Annotated in this window: 12 protein-coding genes; 8 read left to right on the top strand and 4 right to left on the bottom strand. The window is 71.4% G+C overall.

Annotated features, from left to right (window positions below; all coding sequences use genetic code 11):
* The first annotated feature begins 114 nt into the window (after positions 1–114).
* From glnII to LWJ43_RS24285, 4 genes are all read left to right on the top strand, one after another.
* The gene (glnII, locus tag LWJ43_RS24305; protein WP_277334334.1) at positions 115–1,149 is read left to right on the top strand and encodes a glutamine synthetase; all 1,035 of its coding nucleotides are present in this window, start codon (positions 115–117) and stop codon (positions 1,147–1,149) included.
* Between the two features lie 429 nt (positions 1,150–1,578).
* Positions 1,579–2,199, top strand: coding sequence for a winged helix-turn-helix domain-containing protein (locus LWJ43_RS24295; RefSeq protein ID WP_277334332.1), 621 nt, complete (start codon positions 1,579–1,581; stop codon positions 2,197–2,199).
* 180 nt (positions 2,200–2,379) lie between these two features.
* Positions 2,380–3,645, top strand: coding sequence for a sensor histidine kinase (locus tag LWJ43_RS24290; RefSeq protein WP_277334331.1), 1,266 nt, complete (start codon positions 2,380–2,382; stop codon positions 3,643–3,645).
* Complete coding sequence (locus tag LWJ43_RS24285) at positions 3,630–4,277, top strand: LuxR C-terminal-related transcriptional regulator (RefSeq protein ID WP_205019720.1); 648 nt, start codon at positions 3,630–3,632, stop codon at positions 4,275–4,277. The genes LWJ43_RS24290 and LWJ43_RS24285 overlap by 16 nt, the downstream gene beginning before the upstream one ends.
* Before the next feature lie 49 nt (positions 4,278–4,326).
* Here the strand turns inward: LWJ43_RS24285 and LWJ43_RS24280 are convergent, their stop codons facing one another.
* Positions 4,327–4,809, bottom strand: coding sequence for a MarR family winged helix-turn-helix transcriptional regulator (locus LWJ43_RS24280; protein WP_277334330.1), 483 nt, complete (start codon positions 4,807–4,809; stop codon positions 4,327–4,329).
* Between the two features lie 69 nt (positions 4,810–4,878).
* Between LWJ43_RS24280 and LWJ43_RS24275 the strand changes: the two genes are divergently transcribed.
* The 3 genes from LWJ43_RS24275 to LWJ43_RS24265 all read left to right on the top strand — a co-directional run bounded on the left by LWJ43_RS24275 (position 4,879) and on the right by LWJ43_RS24265 (position 8,394).
* A complete protein-coding gene (locus tag LWJ43_RS24275; RefSeq protein ID WP_277334329.1) occupies positions 4,879–5,424 on the top strand; it encodes a carboxymuconolactone decarboxylase family protein in 546 nt (181 codons plus the stop codon).
* A 204-nt stretch (positions 5,425–5,628) separates the two neighbouring features.
* Entirely contained in the window at positions 5,629–7,554 is a 1,926-nt protein-coding gene (locus tag LWJ43_RS24270) for a hypothetical protein (RefSeq protein WP_277334328.1), read from the top strand.
* A gap of 105 nt (positions 7,555–7,659) precedes the next feature.
* Positions 7,660–8,394 (top strand): TetR/AcrR family transcriptional regulator, encoded by a 735-nt coding sequence (locus LWJ43_RS24265; protein ID WP_277334327.1) that lies wholly within the window; start codon positions 7,660–7,662, stop codon positions 8,392–8,394.
* Here the strand turns inward: LWJ43_RS24265 and LWJ43_RS24260 are convergent.
* The 3 genes from LWJ43_RS24260 to LWJ43_RS24250 all read right to left on the bottom strand — a co-directional run bounded on the left by LWJ43_RS24260 (position 8,379) and on the right by LWJ43_RS24250 (position 16,036).
* Positions 8,379–8,729, bottom strand: coding sequence for a 5-carboxymethyl-2-hydroxymuconate Delta-isomerase (locus tag LWJ43_RS24260; RefSeq protein ID WP_277334326.1), 351 nt, complete (start codon positions 8,727–8,729; stop codon positions 8,379–8,381). The genes LWJ43_RS24265 and LWJ43_RS24260 overlap by 16 nt on opposite strands.
* A 184-nt stretch (positions 8,730–8,913) precedes the next feature.
* Positions 8,914–14,220, bottom strand: a complete 5,307-nt coding sequence (gene pulA, locus LWJ43_RS24255; protein ID WP_277334325.1) for a pullulanase-type alpha-1,6-glucosidase — start codon at positions 14,218–14,220, stop codon at positions 8,914–8,916.
* Positions 14,221–14,317: 97 nt separating this feature from the next.
* Positions 14,318–16,036: a carbohydrate-binding module family 20 domain-containing protein gene (locus LWJ43_RS24250; protein ID WP_277334324.1), complete on the bottom strand. Its 1,719-nt coding sequence runs from the start codon at positions 16,034–16,036 to the stop codon at positions 14,318–14,320.
* Positions 16,037–16,697: 661 nt separating this feature from the next.
* Here LWJ43_RS24250 and LWJ43_RS24245 point away from each other — a divergent pair.
* Positions 16,698–17,510: a hypothetical protein gene (locus LWJ43_RS24245; RefSeq protein ID WP_277335977.1), complete on the top strand. Its 813-nt coding sequence runs from the start codon at positions 16,698–16,700 to the stop codon at positions 17,508–17,510.
* The last annotated feature ends 7 nt before the right edge of the window (positions 17,511–17,517 follow it).

Raw genomic sequence — 17,517 nt, 5'->3', positions numbered from 1 at the left:
CGACACCTTCGGGAAACCTCGGTAACACCGGGTTCACATTCGGGCAACGGTCGGGAAATCGCGTCTTGCGAAGCTGCGCACCATAGACCGCAGCACCCGCAAAGGATGGCGTCCGTGACGTTCAAGGCTGAGTACATCTGGATCGACGGCACCGAGCCGACCGCGAAGCTTCGTTCCAAGACGAAGATCATGGCCGGCAGCCCCACGCAGGACGTGGCGGATCTGCCCATCTGGGGCTTCGACGGTTCGAGCACCAACCAGGCCGAGGGCCACGCCTCCGACCGGGTGCTGAAGCCGGTCTTCTCGTGTCCGGACCCGATCCGCGGCGGCGACGACGTCCTCGTCCTGTGCGAGGTCTTCAACATCGACATGACTCCGCACGAGTCCAACACCCGCGCCGAGCTGCGCCCGGTCGCCGAGCGGTTCGCGGGCCAGGAGCCGATCTTCGGCATCGAGCAGGAGTACACCTTCTTCGACGGCCACCGTCCGCTGGGCTTCCCCGAGGGCGGCTTCCCCGCCGCGCAGGGCGGCTACTACTGCGGCGTCGGCTCCGACGAGATCTTCGGCCGCGACATCGTCGAGACGCACCTGGACAACTGCCTGAAGGCGGGCCTCGCCATCTCCGGCATCAACGCCGAGGTCATGCCCGGCCAGTGGGAGTTCCAGGTCGGCCCGGTCTCCCCGCTGGAGGTCTCCGACCACCTGTGGATCGCGCGCTGGCTGCTGTACCGCACCGCCGAGGACTACAACGTCTCCGCGACCCTGGACCCGAAGCCGGTCAAGGGCGACTGGAACGGCGCGGGGGCGCACACCAACTTCTCCACCAAGGCCATGCGTGAGGGTTACGAGGCGATCATCACCGCGGCCGAGTCGCTCGGTGAGGGCTCGAAGCCGATGGACCACGTCAAGAACTACGGCGCGGGCATCGACGACCGCCTGACCGGCCTGCACGAGACCGCCCCGTGGAACGAGTACAGCTACGGCGTCTCCGACCGCGGCGCCTCGGTCCGCATCCCGTGGCAGGTCGAGCAGGACCGGAAGGGCTACATCGAGGACCGCCGCCCGAACGCCAACGTCGACCCGTACGTGGTCACGCGGCTGATCGTCGACACCTGCTGCACCGCTCTGGAGAAGGCCGACCAGGTCTGATCCGCGACCGGCTCGTACCGGCCTCGCCGAAGGGGCGTCCGTATCCGGGCGCCCCTTCGGCGTGCCCTGCCGACGCCGGGGCGTGGAGTGGACGGGAGCGCGCGGCCCGGGGCGGTGGTGGACCGGAACGGCAGGTGCGGGAGGGGGCCGTGGGGAACCTGACGCGGCGGTCCGTATCGACGGGTGAGAGGACCCTGCTGCGCGGCGCCGAACTCTGCTTCAATAGGGACATGGCCAGCTACCAGTACACCGCGTCGGGTCGCAGCGACCTCGAGCCGTTCTGGCCCTCCCGTCAGCACCATGACTTCGACCGGGTGTGTTGCCGCGCGTGGAACGCGCAGGCCCTCTAAAGCCGCCTCACCCCGGCCTTCGGCCCGCGCGCACGACGTACGTCCTCGACGACTCCTCGCGCGAAAGAGCTGACCCCTCATGGCGAACACCCGTACTTTCTCCACCGCGTCCGCCGCCACAGCGGCGACCGCGGTGTCCGCTGCGGCCACCACCGCCCGCAACACCCTGTCCCCCAACCGCAACCGGCTGCGTGCAGTCGACCGTGACGAGGTCGTCGAACTCGCGGACGCGGCCGGCTTCCTGCCGCCGGGCGCCACCTGGCTTCCCGCGCCCCAGCACACGCTGCCCGCTCTGCCGGGCCACCCGCCGATGGTCGGCTACCTGGTCCTCGTGCCCGCCGACCAGCAGCCGGCGGGGGCGGTGGCGTCCGCGCAGCACCGCGCGTTCGTGCCGGAACCCGCGGCCGACGCCCCGGCGAGCGGCCCCGTGCGGATCGACTCCACCCGGCGCACCGCCGCCGTGGACGGTGTCACCCTCGACCTCACCTACCTCGAATTCGAGCTGCTGGCGCACCTGGTGGCGCACCCGCACCGGGTGCACACCCGCGATCAGCTGGTGACGACGGTCTGGGGCTACGGACATGTGGGCGACGGGCGCACCGTCGACGTCCATGTGGCCCGGCTCCGCCGCAAGCTGGGCGCCGAGCACCGCCGGTCGATCCAGACCGTGCGGCGCGTGGGCTACAAGTACGCGCCCTGATCGCACACCGAGACGAGGAGGCCCCGGGTCCGGATCCGGGGCCTCCTCGCGTCGCCCGGGGGGTGGTGCCAGATACACCCCCCGTCGGGTGGCGGAACGGCTGACCACGGCGCTCGTGCACGGGGGAGACTGAGGGCCGAACGGGATCCGACGTGGGGCCCGGTGAGGGGAGACACCATCATGAGATCGGCCGAGAGCCGGGTACGGACCGCGCTGCGGAGCGGTGGGCGGGCGTTCGTCCTCTCCTTCGAGGCCCTCGCGGGCTCGGCCGTCCTCTTCATCCTGTCGTTGCTCTCCTTCACCCTCATCCTGCTGGGCGTGGGCCTGGTCACCACTCCGTGGCTCACGCAGGCGGTGCGCAAGCACGCAAACCGGCGCAGGCTGCTCGCGGCCCAGTGGTCGGACATCCGCGTCCCGGTCCCCTACCGGCCGTTCCCGAAGGACGTGCGCGACGGCTTCACCGGGCAGGTCGAGCGCACCACACTGATCATGAAGGACCCGGCGACCTGGCGGGACCTGCGGTGGCTGCTGCTCGACATGACCGCCGGCTTCGTGCTGCTGGTCTTCTGCTGGGCCCTGCTGGTCTATCCGGTGGAGGGGCTCGTCCTGGCGGCGGGGCTGTGGCGGGTGTTCGAGGACGACACGTACTGGTACGCGTTCGTGCCGGTCGACAGCCAGCTGACGGGGCTGGCCGCGGCGGCCCTCGGTGTCGTCCTCTTCCACGTGGGTGTGCGGGCGAGCCGGCCCCTGTTGCGGCTGCACTTCGTGCTCGCCCGGTCTGCGCTGGCGCCCGCCCCGGAGGAACTCGCGCAGCGCATCGACCGGCTCACCGAGACCCGGCACGAGGCTGTGGACACGGCGGCCTCCGAACTGCGCCGCATCGAGCGGGACCTGCACGACGGCGCGCAGGCCCGGCTGGTCGCCATGGGCATGAACCTCGGCACCATCGAGGCGCTCATCGAGAAGGACCCGGCGCAGGCGAAGAAGCTGCTGGCGATGACGCGTACGTCCTCCGCGGAAGCGCTGACCGAACTGCGTGACCTCGTACGGGGCATCCACCCGCCGGTGCTCGCCGAGCGCGGGCTGGGTGACGCGGTGAAGGCGCTGGCGCTGCGGCTCCCGATCACCTCGGAGGTGACCGTGGAACTGCCCGGCCGCGCCGAGGCACCGGTCGAGTCGGCGGCGTACTTCGCCGTCAGCGAGTCCCTGACGAACGTGGTGAAGCACGCGGGCGCGGACCGCATGTGGGTGGACGTGCACCACGCCGAGGGGATGCTGCGGATCTCGGTCACGGACAACGGCAAGGGCGGCGCGACGATCGGCGCGGGCTCGGGGCTCAGCGGAATCGAACGGCGGCTGGGTACATTCGACGGCGTACTGGCCGTCAGCAGCCCTGCGGGCGGCCCCACCATGGTGACCATGGAGATCCCTTGCGCGTTGTCCTAGCCGAAGATCTCTTCCTGCTCCGTGACGGCCTCGTGCGGATGCTGGAAGCCTACGATTTCGAGATCGCGGCGGCAGTCGAGAGCGGGCCCGAACTGACGAAGGCCTTGGCGGAGTTGAAGCCGGACGTCGCCGTCGTCGACGTCCGGCTCCCGCCGTCCCACACGGACGAGGGCCTCCAGTGCGCACTGACCGCCCGCCGCGACCGGCCGGGCTTGCCTGTCCTCGTCCTGTCGCAGCACGTCGAGCAGCTGTACGCCCGGGAGCTGCTGGCAGACGGCAACGGCGGCATCGGCTACCTGCTGAAGGACCGGGTGTTCGACGCCGACCAGTTCATCGACGCGGTGCGCCGGGTGGCGGCGGGCGGCACGGCGATGGATCCGCAGGTCATCTCGCAGCTGCTGTCGCGGCGGTCGGTGGACGAGCCGATGGGCGCTCTGACGCCCCGGGAGCGTGAGGTCATGGAACTGATGGCGCAGGGCCGTTCGAACGGGGCGATCGCCGCGCAGATGGTGGTCACGGAGCGGGCGGTGGCCAAACACACCTCGAACATCTTCAGCAAGCTCGGCCTGCCCGTGTCGGACGACGACAACCGCCGCGTGCTCGCGGTCCTCGCCTACCTCGACCGGGGCTGACCGCACGCCCGCCACCCGGGCCGGGAGCGCGTCCCCCGGCCCGGGGCCCTCAGCCGGCGAACCAGCGCTCGGCGTCCAGCCGGAACGCGGCCGCGGGCGCCATCCTCCTGAGGTCCGCCTCCATCGCCCCGACCCGCTCGGCGCCCAGCTCCGCGACCCATTCGGCGCGGAGCCGGTCGAAGCCCTCGGCGGACCTGGCCAGCATGTCGACGCCTCGCGCGGTGGGCCTGACCACCTTGCGCCGCCCGTCCTCGGGGTCGTCGACGCGTTCCACGTATCCGAGGCCCTCCAGCTTGTCGACCGTCTTCCCGGCCGCCTGCTTGGACACCCCCAGCCGCCGGCCGATCTCGCTGGCGCTCGCCCCCTCCCGTCCGACGGCCTGGAGCGCGAAGCCGTAGGCCGGGCGTACGTCCCGGTGGCCGTGGGCGGCCAGGTCACGGTGCATCGCGTCGATGATCGACCGGAAGCCCGCGAACAGCAGCAGCGGCAGCTCGAATCCCGCTCCCTCCGTGCCGGTCCTCTCCTCAGCCATTGCGCACCTCGACAACCTGGTTTACCTTTTCGACAATCACGTTGTCGAGTTTATCGCGAGGGGACCATCATGTCCGCAACGTTCTTCCCCGATCACACCCCTGACTCCGCGCCGCCCGCCGCTCGCCGCACCATGGAGGCCACGGCCAGGAAGCGAGGCGGCCGGCTGCCGTCGGCCGTTGCCCGGATGGCCACGTCCCCGGAGACGCTGGACGGCTTCCTCCGGGCGAGCGCCACCTTCGAGTCGAGCACCCTGGACCCGCTGTCGCGCGAGGTCGTCGTCATGACGATGGCCACCCGCAACGAGTGCCACGTCTGCGTGGAGATGCACACGCCGAGGCTCAGGTCGCTGGGCGCCTCACCCGAGCTCGTCGCGGCACTGCGGGCTCCCGGCGATCAGCCGCTGCCGGACGAACGGCTGGAGGGCGTGCGCAGGTTCACGCTCGCCGCCCTGGAGTCGGCCGGCGCGGTCGGCGACGACCGGATCCGGGAATTCCTGTCGCTGGGCTACACCGCGCGCAACGCCCTGGAGGTGGTTCTCGGTATCGGCGCCTACACGATCTCGACGCTCGCGAACCGGATGACCGGGGCGCCCGTGGAGGCCGTACCTGCCTGAGCCTTCGCCACCCGGACGAATTCCTCGAGCCTCGCCGACACGGCCGCCGTTGTCCGGCGGGCCCGTCCTCGCCGCCACCCCAACTGCTTCATGATGCGGCCACCGTGCCCCGTGGCTCCCGGCCGCGCGGGGAAACCGCGCGACCCGCCCCCGGAGCGTTCGCCGCCGGAGTGACCATCGCACCATTCGCTCGTTCAGCTGAACATGCCCCCTCTGCGAGCAGTACCGCCGTCCGCCGGCCGCCCGTACGCGGAGCAGGCCGCCGGGGAGCGGGCCGAGGCCGTGCCCTCCGAGCACTACGCCCGGCTGGCGCGGATCGCGTATCTCGTGCTGGCGCCCTCGCTCGGCCGCAACCGCCGTGTGCTGACGGCCCACTGGCTGGCCCAGCGGGCCCTGGCAACGGGGCGGGGTCCGGACCCGGGGCAGGCTTACGCGCACGTACGTCTGAGGGTGCTGCGTCACGCGCTGGAGGCCGGGCGGCCGGTGTTCCGGTTCGCCCGGCCGCGCCGGGCGCAGTTCCCTCCGCTGGTGCCGCAGGTGTGGGGGCTGCGGCTCTTTCCGCACTCCTGCGGGGCGGACGAACTGGCGCTGGAACAGGCCCTCGCCGAGGTGTCGGCCCCCTGCCGGGCCGCGCATGTGCTGCGGGGGCTCGAAGGGCTCGACGACGCCGAGGTGTGCCGGGCGCTCGAGGCGGTGGGCGTCGGGGACCCACGGGCCTCGCTGCTGGAGGCCGACGGGCTCACGGCACCCCACGCGCTGCTGGCCTCACCGGAGTTCGACCCGTGTTCCCTGCAGGTCAGGCCGGCGGACGTGGCCCGTCGACGGCGGCGGGGGCGGACGCTCCTGGCCGGCGCCGGCGCGCTGCTGGTCTGCGGGACGCTGCTGCTGATGCCGGGGGACGGCCTGGGCGGCCCGAGCGCCTCCTCCGCGCCGCTCTACGCACGCCACCGCACCGCCCAACAGGCACTGGATCCGGCTGCGTTGCACCGGGTGCCCAGCGGGCTGTGGCGGAGTTCCGCACGGCGTGACTTCAGCGTCTGGCCGACGCGCGGGGACCGGGCCGCGGACACCGGCCTGCTGGGACGCGCGCTCGCCGTGTGGGCCCGGCCCGGTCCCGCGGTGGTCTCGTCGGCGACGCCCGGGACCCCTGACGGCCCGCCGATGGGACCGCCTCAGCTGCTGTACGCGGGCGAGGTGGGCCCGGCCGCGGTCGTGCTGTTCCACGACGGCCTGCGGGTCGTGCGCTACGCCGAGCCGCGCGACGCCGACCCGTCGAAGGGTGCCGCGCTGGACTTCGCCCGGGTGGACGGTGCGGACGCGGTGGCGGCGAGTGCGCTGGTGGCGCAGCGCCGCGCCGGCCGGATCCGCTATCTGACCGCGCCCTGGGTGCGGGAGGTCGGGGTGCGGGATCTGCTGGCACCCCACGGGCCGGCCCGTCCGCTGTCCCGCGACCGCCACGGGGTGACGGATCCGCTGACGGGGCCCGGGCCGGAGACGGGGGGCCGGACGGACTGCCGTTCGTGGCAGGCCCTGGAGCTGCGGGACGGGTCGGCGGCGCGGTTGATGACGGACCTCGGTGAGCTCACTCCCGTACGCCTGACGTCCGGCGCGCCGTCCGCGCCGCACGACGTGTCGGGGCGGGCCGAGCGCGAGAGCTGGGCGCGCACCGCCTGTCTCCTGCCGGCGGTGCGGTCCCATGGTGTCCGGTCGGTGAACTCCTGGCCGTACGCGAAGCAGCGGCTGCCGGAGGGTGAGGGTGACGCGCTGTGGTTCTGCACCCGGGCGGACACCTGGCGGGGCACGGGCAGCAGGGTCCTGGCTCAGTTCCAGGCGCCGCCCGAATCGTCGGGCGGTGCCGGGGCGCCGGGGGCGGTGGCGGCGCGTGCGGAGGACTCGCCGGACTGCGGGACACGCAGACCGCGGGTGCTGGCGGGTGTGCTGTGGAAGTCGGACGGCGGGCGGTGGTACGTACTGGCGGCGGGCTCCGGGCAGTTCGCGTCCCTGACCGCGTCCGGCGGCGTGCGGGGCCGGACGGACGGGCGGCTGCTGACGCTGCCGGCGGCGGAGGGGGACCGGCCCCGGCTCGCCGGACTGCTCGCGGACGGCAGCAGGGTGGGCTCGCTGCACTGACTCCGGGCGGTCCCGGGGCGGCCGGCGAGCTCGTCGGCCGCCCCGGGTACGGCCGCAGGGAGTGCGGATGAGGGCCACCTGCCCTGCCCCGTTAGGCTGTTCGGCATGACGACCCGGGTACGGCGCAGGATGGGTGTCGAGGAACGCAGGGCCCAGTTGATCGGCGTCGCACTGGAGTTGTTCAGCCACCGCTCGCCCGACGACGTGTCGATCGACGAGATCGCGGCGGCGGCCGGCATCTCGCGCCCGCTCGTCTACCACTACTTCCCGGGGAAGCGCAGTCTGTACGAGGCGGCGCTGAAGCGGGCGGCCGACGAGCTGTCCGGCCGCTTCCTGGAGGCGCACGAAGGACCCCTGGGTGCCCGGCTGATCCGGGTGATGCACCGGTTCTTCGATTTCGTCGAGGAGCACGGCCCGGGCTTCGCCGCGCTGATGCGGGGCGGTCCGGCCGGAGGTTCGTCGACGGCCGACGCCCTGGTCGACGGGGTGCGCCAGGCGGCGTACGAGCAGATCATGGCGCATCTCGGCGTGGAGTCCCCGCCCGCGCGGCTGGAGTTCGTCGTGCGGTCGTGGGTGTCGCTGGCCGAGTCGACGGCGCTGCTCTGGCTCGACGGGAAGCGCGTTCCGCGTGCCGAGCTGGAGTTGCAGCTGGTGCACGACTTCGCGGCGCTGGGGGCGGTGAGCGCGGCGTACGACCAGGAGACGGCCGGCGTGATGCTGCGGGTCTTCTCGCAGGAGCCGGCGGACGGCCCGTTCGGCGAACTCATCGCCAGGCTCTCGGTCCTGGCGCCCGCCGCACCGGCCGTCCCGCAGCGGCGGCTGCCTCAGTTCTTGCGGTAGGACGCGTCCAGGTCCCGGATCTCGGCCGACGCGTGGACGGTGAGCCCGTCGACGGGCTTCAGGTGTCCGGCCAGCAGCTCCAGCACGGCTTCCGTCAGCCGCGCCTTGATCTCGGGGGTCCGGCCGGGCAGCATCGCGATCGAGACGTTCACGATGGAGTCGCCAGTGGCGGAGTCACCGACGACGGAGTCCTCGGCCCGGCGGAAGCGGGTCTTGCAGGCGGGGATCTTGGCGGACACGGTCTCGGCGACGAGCGGGTGCAGGGCCAGCGCGAAGCCGCGGCGGTCGAAGCTGTCGTCGAGCTCGGCGGAGTAGTCGACGGTGATCTGCGGCATCAAGCGCTCCTGGGTGCGGTTCGGGTGCGTATACGTGTACGGCGTGCATGCACGTGTACGGCTTCAGCTTCGCGTGATCGTGGCGCCCGCACAAGGCAGATCCCCCGCGACACGGGACCGGCCGGTCTCCGGCTCCGGGCCACTGGGGCCCTGAGCCGGAGACCGGCCGGTGGGGTCGGTGTCGTCAGCGCTGGGAGAACACGGCGACCGTGCGTCCCGGCACGGTGAAGCTGCCCGACTTCTCTTCGTACGAGGACTTCCTGACGGTGGCGTCCGCGCCCGCCGCCTGGACGGGGTGCAGCGCGTACGCCTTCCCGGCCAGGCCGGAGAGGGCCTGCACCTGGGTGTCCGGGCTCGCGTTCATCACGACGACCAGCTTGCCCAGGCGCATCGTGATCACGCCCGGGGTCTCCTTCGTGCCGGAGAGCGGGAAGGACAGGGTGTCCTGGACCTGCCCCGTGGTGGCGAGGCCGAAGTCCTTCTCCGTGGTGCGGATGGTGAGCAGGTCCTGGTAGGCGGCGGAGGCGCCGGTGATCTGCGCGCATCCGGGGCTGAGCGCCGCGTCGGCCAGCAGCGGCTTTCCGTAGGACCACTTGTCCTGGTTGTCGGCGGCGGGCGGCAGTCCCCGGCCGAAGCCGTTGCCCTTGCGGCAGTCCCAGTGGAGCGCGTTGAACCAGTCACCGCTGTCGTAGGAGTTGCGGTCCAGCGACTTGGAGCGCAGCAGGTCGGTGCCGGCCTGGGAGAGCGCCGGGCCCTGGGAGAGCACGGCGGTCGCCATCGCCACGACCTGCATGCGGGCCCGGTCGGCGGCCGTGGTGTCGGCCGGGAGCTTGAAGGCGAGGGCGTCGTAGAGGGTCTCGTTGTCGTGGGCGTCGGCGTAGGCGAGCGCGTCGCCGGGCGCCGCCGCGTATCCGGCGGGGGCCCCGTTGTAGTCGACGGCCGAGCCCTTGACCGTGCGGCCCTGGGCGTCGGTGAAGGTGTAGTCGGCGAGGTTGCCGGTGAGGCCGACCTTGATGAGGTCCTGGTAGTGGAGCAGCCGGGCCTTCTGTTCGGCCTCGGTGCCGTTGGCGGTGGAGGTGTTGGGGTCGGTGTAGAGGCCGGACGCGAAGCCCTGGACGCCGGGGTCCTCGTCGAAGGGGCCGCCGCCGCGCACGGCGTCCCGGGCCCGGTCGGAGAAGGTGGCGATGCCTGTCCCGGCCATGTTCTTCTGGGTGGCCTGGACGAAGCGGGCGTCGTCGGCGATCTCACCGAAGTTCCAGCCCTCGCCGTACAGGATGATCTTCTTCCCGTCGACGCCGTCCTTGGCGACGGTGAGCTCGTCGAGGGCCTTGCGGACCGCGAGGATGTTGGCCTTGGGGTGGTGGCCCATGAGGTCGAAGCGGAAGCCGTCGACCTTGTACTCCTTGGCCCAGGTGACGACCGAGTCCACGACGAGCTTGCCCATCATGGTGTTCTCGGTCGCGGTGTTGGCGCAGCAGGTCGACGTGGCGACGGTGCCGTCCTCCAGGAGCCGCTGGTAGTAGCCGGGGACGATCTTGTCGAGTACGGACTTGTCGTCCTGGCCGGAGGCGACGGTGTGGTTGTAGACGACGTCCATGACGGTCCGCAGCCCGGCGCCGTTGAGTCCCTGGACCATCTGCCGGAACTCGGTGGTGCGCTTCGTGCCGTCGGGGTCGGAGGCGTAGGAGCCTTCGGGGACGGTGTAGTGCAGCGGGTCGTAACCCCAGTTGAAGGCGTCCTCGGCGGCGGCCTTCGTGACGCAGGCCTGCTGCTCCTCGGAGTCGGGGGCGTAGACGGACAGGTCACAGGCCGGCTTCCGCTGGTCGGACTTCTTCTCGGGGATCGTCCCGATGTCGAAGACGGGCAGCAGGTGCACGTAGCTGGTGCCGGAGTCCGCGAGCTCCTCGAGGTGCTTCATGCCGTCGGAGCGGGTGTCGGTGAAGGCGAGGTACTCACCGGGGTGCTTCGACGTGGAGTCCGTGACCGAGAAGTCACGGACGTGCAGCTCCTGGATCTGGGCGTCGCGGAGCGGGACGGCGGCGGGCTTCTTCAGCGCGGACCAGCCGCGCGGCGCGAGCTTCGGGTCGTCGAGGTCGACGACGAGGCTGCGGGCGGAGTCGGCGGTCAGTGCGGTGGAGTAGGGGTCGGTGACCTTGTTGGTGACCAGCTTCTGCACGGTGGGCGCCCAGACCTGGACGGCGTAGCGGTAGGGCTTGCCCGTCCAGGACTTCTTGCCGGTGACCGACCAGACGCCGGTGCGGTCGTCGCGCCGCATCGGAACGTTCTTCCCGTCGAGTTCGAGCGAGACCGTCCGGGCGGTGGGTGCCCAGACGGAAAGCGTCGGGCCGCCCTTGCGGAAGACGGGGCCGAGGGCGGCGCCGCTCGCGGCCTTGCCGTACAGCTCGTCCAGTACACCCGCGGTCTGTACGCCGGTGGCGGCGAGCAGGGCTCCGTTGGCGGCGCGCTGGGTGGCGATCAGCTGGCCTCGGAGGGACTCGCGGACGCGGTCCCGGTCCCGGGTGTCGACGGTGAACGCCGGATAGTCCTTGAGGTGCGGGTACTTCGCCTTCTGCGCCTCGGTGAGTCCGGTGGCGGCGAGCCGCAGCCACTGTCCCTCGTCGGACAGGGCTCCGTCGACGACGGAGATGCCGCCGTTCTTCGCGTACACGAGCTGCTGACTGGTGGCGTCGGTGGCCTTGACCTTCCAGACGACGGTGTCCGCGTCGATCCACTGGGCCTCGGCCTTGGTGAGGTCGGGCGTGGGCACCCCGCCCGCCTGCGGCAGCAGGTAGCCGGACATGCCGCCGAGCATCCAGACCTCGTGGCCGTGCGAGGCGATGTCGAGGGACTGGTCGCCCGGGAGGTCCTTCTCGTCGCCCTTGTGCAGGATGTAGCTGAGCGAGGTGGCGCCGTCGGTGAGCGGGACCTCGAAGGTGACTCCGTAGGCGTCGCTCCTCACGGGCTGCAGCGGCTTGGCCCAGTCCGTGGGGGCGGCGGCACCGGTCCAGGTGTGCAGGCCCCAGCCGGCGTAGTCGCCGTCGGCGCGGTGGTAGTGCAGGACGGCCTTGCCGGTGTCCTGCGGCGGGGTCCCGGGTGCCTCGGTGGTCTGGTCGTCCTTGCCCTGCTCGATCCAGACCTGGCCGGTCCTCGCGAGGTCGACGGTCCGCTCGGGCCCGTCGGCCGTGCCGTCCTTCTCGACGGTGTACGGGACCGAGGAGGCGCCCTCGTCGAGGTCGATCCAGGCGAAGGCGCCGTAGGCGTCACGGCCGACGAAGTCGGCGGTCTTCCCACCGGACTTCAGCTGCCACCCCTCGTAGTCGCCGTCCGCGCGCTTGTAGTGGACGACGGCGTGGTCGCGGTCGACGGCGACGGGCTTCGGGGCGGGCGGTGCCTGGCCGGCGGTCGTGGAGGCGAGGGCGCTCGTGGTGCGTCCGGCGCGGTCGACGACCACGGCCTTGTAGCGCAGCGCGGTCCCGGCCTTCACCGACGCGTCGAGGTGCTGGGTGACCTTGTACGGGGCGTGGTCGGCGGAGCCCAGCGTCGTCCACTTCCCGTTGCCGGACTGCGCGGCGAAGACGACGCGGTTCAGGTCCCCGCCGTCGACGTCGGCGGTGAGCTCGACGGTGCCGGTGGCTCCGGCCGCCGGGGCCTTCAGGGTGATCGAGGGCTTGGTGGCCGGGGTGCCGAGCTGCTTGTCGGCGCGGAGCACGATGCTGGACAGCGCGGGCACCGTGACCTTGACGGTCCTGTCGGAGGCGCTTCGCACCGTGCCGGAGCCGCCGTACAGGGTGCGGAAGTTCATGCCGGCGGACTCGGTGGGGAGCTCCACCGTCCTCGCCTCGGCGCCGTTGTTGGAGGCGACGAGGTATTCGTAGGGGCGCTTCGTGTCCGTACGCGAGAAGGCGTGGACGGAGCCCTCGGAGTAACGCTCGGTCTGGGTGCCGTCGCGCAGGGCCGGGTGGTCCCGGGTGAGCTTCGACAGCGCGGCTATGGAGCGGTAGAGCGGGTGCTCCGTGTCGTACGCGTCGGAGGCGTGCGTACGGTCGGTGCCCAGCTGGTCGTCGTCGAGGTAGTCGGCGGCCTTCGAGGCGAACAGCGTCTGGCGGGAGTCCTTGTCGCCGCCCGCGCCGGTGTAGCCCTGCTCGTCGCCATAGTAGATCACCGGGTTGCCGCGGCCGAGGAACATCAGCTCTTCGGCGAGGCGGGCGCGGTCCAGGAGTTCGGCGTCGGAGGCCTTCGGGTTGTCCTGCTTCAGGAAGGTCCCGATGCGGCCCATGTCGTGGTTGCCGAGGAACGTGACCTGCTCGTAGGCGTTGGCCTTGTCGGTGGTGTACCGGTAGTCGTCCGCGTAGACCGCGGCGAGCTTCGAGGCCGGGGCGCCCTGGGACGCGTACTGCCGGGCGGCTTCCTGGAACGGGAAGTCGAGGGTCGCGTCGAGCCTGCCGCGCGTCACGTAGGGCGAGGTGATCGCGGTGTCGGCGGAGTAGACCTCGCCGAACATGAAGAAGTCGTCCCGGCCGCGCTTCGCCGCGTAGTCGTCGAGGGCGGTGGCCCACCGGGTCCAGAAGTCGAGGTCGACGTGCTTGACGGTGTCGATGCGGAAGCCGTCGATGTCGAAGTCGCGGACCCACTTCTCGTAGATCTTCTCCATGCCGGAGACGACCTCGGGGCGCTCGGTCCACAGGTCGTCGAGGCCGGAGAAGTCGCCGTACTCGGTGGACTCGCCCGCGTAGGTCGAGTCACCCCTGTTGTGGTACATCGTGGGGTCGTTGAGCCAGGACGGGACCTTCTCGCCCGTGTTCACCGGGGTGTACGGGAAGGAGTCGGCGTCCACGTCCGCCATGCCCCGGGCGTCGTCGAAGGGCCGGCCGTCCCGGTCGAGGTACGGGAAGGCGCCCTTGGGCTTGTAGCCGTACTTCTTCTCGGCGTAGTCGACGGTGTCGGCGGTGTGGTTGGTGATGACGTCGAAGAAGACCTTCATGCCCTTGCCGTGGGCCTTGTCGATCAGCTTCGTGAGGTCGGCGTTCGTCCCGAAGTGCGGGTCGACCTGGGTGAAGTCGGTGATCCAGTAGCCGTGGTAGCCGGCCGAGGCGTTGTCCCCGGTGCCCTGCACGGGCCGGTTCTTGAAGATCGGCGCGAGCCAGATCGCGGTGGTGCCGAGCCCCTTGATGTAGTCGAGCCGCTGGGTGAGGCCCTTGAGGTCGCCGCCCTGGTAGAACCCCTTGTCCGTCGGGTCGTAGCCGGTCTCCGTCCGCGAGCCGGTGAGCCCGCCGCGGTTGTTGGAGGCGTCCCCGTCGGCGAACCGGTCGGGCAGCACGAAGTAGAACTGCTCGCGGGTCAGGTCGTGCCGGGCCGGCTCCTTCGCGAGTTTCGCGTCCGAGGGCGGGGCCGGGGGTCTGGGTGCGGCGGCCGCGGAGGCCGCCGGCACGACGGGCAGCAGCGCCGCGCACAGCGCGGCGACGGCTCCCCGGCGGAGGGTGGTTCGGGACACGGGCGGGTACTCCTCGGCGTTCGGGGGTCGGGCTGTGTGCGGAGCGGTGCGGGCCGGGGACGCTCACCCTCGCGTCCCCGGCCCGCGACGAGTGGGGTCAGCTGCGCCAGACGTCGGCGGTCAGCGCGACCTTCCCGGAGGACGGCACGGTGGCGGTGCGGTTGGCGCCGCTCTCCCAGGTGACGTTGCCGCTCGCGTCCTTGCGGAGGTACTTGTACTCGAAGGAGGTCCCGGCGGGCAGGGTGACGTCGAGCTTCCATACGGGGTAGGCGGCCGGGTCGAGCTTCAGCGCGCTGCCGGGCGCCCAGTTGCCGAGGGCGGCCTGGCTGCCGGTGACGTAGATGTTCTGGCCGGTCTGGGTGGTGGCGTTGACGCCGAAGGAGGCTCCGGACTGACCGGTGCCGGGCGTCGTGCCGCCGCCCGTGCAGGTGCGGGCGCCGACGTGCAGGGCGACGGCGGTGTTCGCGCCGAGCGTGGCGGTGAACTGCCCGGAGCCGTTGACGGTGACGCCCTTGCCGGACTGGACGTCGCAGTAGTCACCGGCGGGCAGCGCGGTCTGGAACGTCCGGGTCAGCGACGAGCTCTCGTGATTGATGGCGACGTACGCCTTGGAGCCCCGGCCGAAGGCGATCTGGTCGCCGCCGTTGTCCCACCAGTTCGAGACCGCCTGGCCGCGGGCGGCGTTGCGGAAGCCGACCATGGAGGAGATCTCGCGCCAGGCGTGCTGGCACTTCCAGCCGTCGCTGTAGCAGGCGTTCACCTGGCCGCCGTTGGGCGGGCCGGCGTCCTTGTCGGTCCACTCGTAGCCGGAGTGGACGTCCGGGGAACCGTAGGGGTAGGCCAGCATGAAGACGCTCGCCAGGGTGTAGTTGGCGCCGTCCTTGTAGTTCAGGGTGTCGCCGCCGCGCTCCGTGTCGTGGTTGTCGACGAAGACCGCCGACCTGCCCGACTCCATGAAGCCCCAGCCCTCGCCGAAGTTCTTGAGGTAGGCGAGGTTCTCGTCGTTGAAGACCTGCTTGAGGCTGCGGCCGTAGCGGAACTCCTGGACGTCGCCGCTGCCGAGGTACTCCGAGGGGGAGACGGCCTCTCCGGCCCCGTAGATCGCCTCGTGCTTCCAGTACACGCCGGGGTTGCTGAGGCGGGACTTGATGTTCGCGAGGTCGGCGGCCGGCATGTGCTTGGCAGCGTCGATGCGGAAGCCGTCGACACCGAGGGACAGCAGGTCGTTGAGGTAGCCGGCGATCTTGCCGCGGACGTAGTCCTCGCCGGTGTCCAGGTCCGCGAGGCCGACCAGTTCGCAGTTCTGGACGTTGGCCCGGTCGCCGTAGTTGCTGATCTGCGACTGGCAGTCGTTCATGTCGCTGACCGAATAGGTCCCCGGGTAGTCGTACTTGGTGTACGAGGAGCCGCCGGTGCCGGTGCCGGAACCGGCCGACATGTGGTTGATCACGGAGTCGGCTATGACCTTGACGCCCGCTGCGTGACACGTGCTGACCATGTTCGCGAAGGCCGTGCGGTCGCCGAGACGGCCGGCGATCTTGTAGCTGACGGGCTGGTACGAGGTCCACCACTGGGCGCCCTGGATGTGTTCCTGGGGCGGCGAGACCTGGACGTAGCCGTAACCGGCAGGCCCGAGGCTGTCGGTGCATGCCTTGGCGACCGAGGCGAACTTCCACTCGAACATCACCGCGGTGACGTCCTTCTCTCCGGGCGGCGCGGCCTGGGCCGTTCCGGCGGCGCCGAGCCCGGCGGGGACGGCGAGCACGGCGGCGCCCATGGTGAGGGCGAGCGCGCCGGACAAGGGCCTGCGTGCCATGACGTTCCTCCTGCGGTGGGGGGAAGTGCGGGGATGGCGGAGCAGCCTCACATGGCAACGCGCCGTGCCTCAAGGCTTCTGAAGGTTCTTGCAGCAAGGCTGCAAAACCCTGTGTGCCGCAGACCGTACGATCCTGACCTGCCCTGGTCAACCCCCTGGACATGACCCGATCACACGCCTTTCACATCCACGAAATCCTGGAGATTTCTTTCTGCAAGGCCTTACGCAAAATATTGCGCGGCTGTTAAGTTCTTCCCGACTCCGGCCCGGTCGGCCGGGGGGCCGGTCCGCCGGGCCCCACGCGCCCGGCCGACCGGACCGGTCACGCCACGGAGGGGCCTGGACGTCGCTTCCCCGCCGGCCCGCCCTGGGCCGACGTCCGGCCCCCTCCTGTGCGTGTCTCCCATGGCGCGGGGGCCACTGCCGCGCGCTCCCCCGACTCGCCCCCCGATGGCTCGACTTGCACGGCGCCACACACCTGCGCGGCCATGCGGACCCCCGGAGAACGCGTCGCGGGTGCGCTCCTGGCCGGGCACTAGACTCACCCCCCATGTGGCCAGGACAGCAGTCGCCCTCCGGACAGCCGAACCCGCAGGACGGCCACCCCCGTCCGGACCCCACGCATTCCGACCCGGGCCGGCACTACGCGCCCACGATCGGTATGGGGGCACCCGAGCCGCCCCGTCGCCGCTGGAACCGGACCGCCGTCGTCGCCGTGGCCGCCGCCGCGGCGGTCGTCGTGGCATGCGGGGTGACCGGCTTCCTGGTGCTCCGCGGCAACGGGTCCGACTCGACCGACGCGCGGCCCGAGGCGACGGACTCGGCGAGCACCGGGGAGACGGACCGGAGTTCGACCGAGGGCGGTTCCGGCCCTCTCGTCCCCGGCTGGAACACGGTGGTCAACTCCAAGCGAGGCATCACCTTCGACGTGCCCGCCACCTGGGCGCGGCAGTCGGCGGACTGGGTCAGCTACGTCGCGGAGGACAGCGACCCCGACGAGAAGCCGCTGGTCGCGATGATGGCCCCGGCGGTCTTCAAGGAGAAGTGGTGCACGTCCGACGACGACAAGGACGGCACCGCGGAGGACACACCGCTCGCGTCGACGGGCACCACCGGCGAGAAGGGCGCGAGGAGCGCCGCCGAGGCCGCGGAGGACACGGCGAAGCAGTGGGTGTACGGCGGCTACACGCAGCCCGACAGCACACACCTGGAGATCGGTGAGGCCGAGTCGTACCGGACGAAGTCGGGCGTCGAGGGCAGCCTCGTGACCGTCACGTCCTCGGGGGCACCGTCGAAGGGCAAGTGCGACACCGACGGCAAGGCGGTGACGTTCGCCTTCAAGAACGCGGAGGGCAAGTTCGTGTCGTGGACCTACGTCGGTGCACACGGGGTGCCCGACGAGGTGCCCGACGCCACCATCCGCGAGATCCTCAGCACGGTCAGACTGTTCGAGAACGGCGACGGGCAGGGCTGAGGGCGGA

Source organism: Streptomyces sp. JH34 (assembly GCF_029428875.1).
Classification (GTDB): Bacteria; Actinomycetota; Actinomycetes; order Streptomycetales; family Streptomycetaceae; genus Streptomyces.
Note: the sequence above shows the minus strand (reverse complement) of the source record. Positions and strands in the feature narration are given on the sequence as shown.

Bases quoted from the DNA above. Each gene is read 5' to 3' on its own strand.
- LWJ43_RS24260 (WP_277334326.1), bottom strand. From the start codon at position 8,729: ATGCCGCAGATCACCGTCGACTACTCCGCCGAGCTCGACGACAGCTTC.
- LWJ43_RS24275 (WP_277334329.1), top strand. From the start codon at position 4,879: ATGTCCGCAACGTTCTTCCCCGATCACACCCCTGACTCCGCGCCGCCC.
- LWJ43_RS24250 (WP_277334324.1), bottom strand. From the start codon at position 16,036: ATGGCACGCAGGCCCTTGTCCGGCGCGCTCGCCCTCACCATGGGCGCC.
- LWJ43_RS24280 (WP_277334330.1), bottom strand. From the start codon at position 4,809: ATGGCTGAGGAGAGGACCGGCACGGAGGGAGCGGGATTCGAGCTGCCG.
- LWJ43_RS24265 (WP_277334327.1), top strand. From the start codon at position 7,660: ATGACGACCCGGGTACGGCGCAGGATGGGTGTCGAGGAACGCAGGGCC.
- LWJ43_RS24270 (WP_277334328.1), top strand. From the start codon at position 5,629: ATGCCCCCTCTGCGAGCAGTACCGCCGTCCGCCGGCCGCCCGTACGCG.
- LWJ43_RS24245 (WP_277335977.1), top strand. From the start codon at position 16,698: ATGGGGGCACCCGAGCCGCCCCGTCGCCGCTGGAACCGGACCGCCGTC.
- LWJ43_RS24290 (WP_277334331.1), top strand. From the start codon at position 2,380: ATGAGATCGGCCGAGAGCCGGGTACGGACCGCGCTGCGGAGCGGTGGG.
- LWJ43_RS24295 (WP_277334332.1), top strand. From the start codon at position 1,579: ATGGCGAACACCCGTACTTTCTCCACCGCGTCCGCCGCCACAGCGGCG.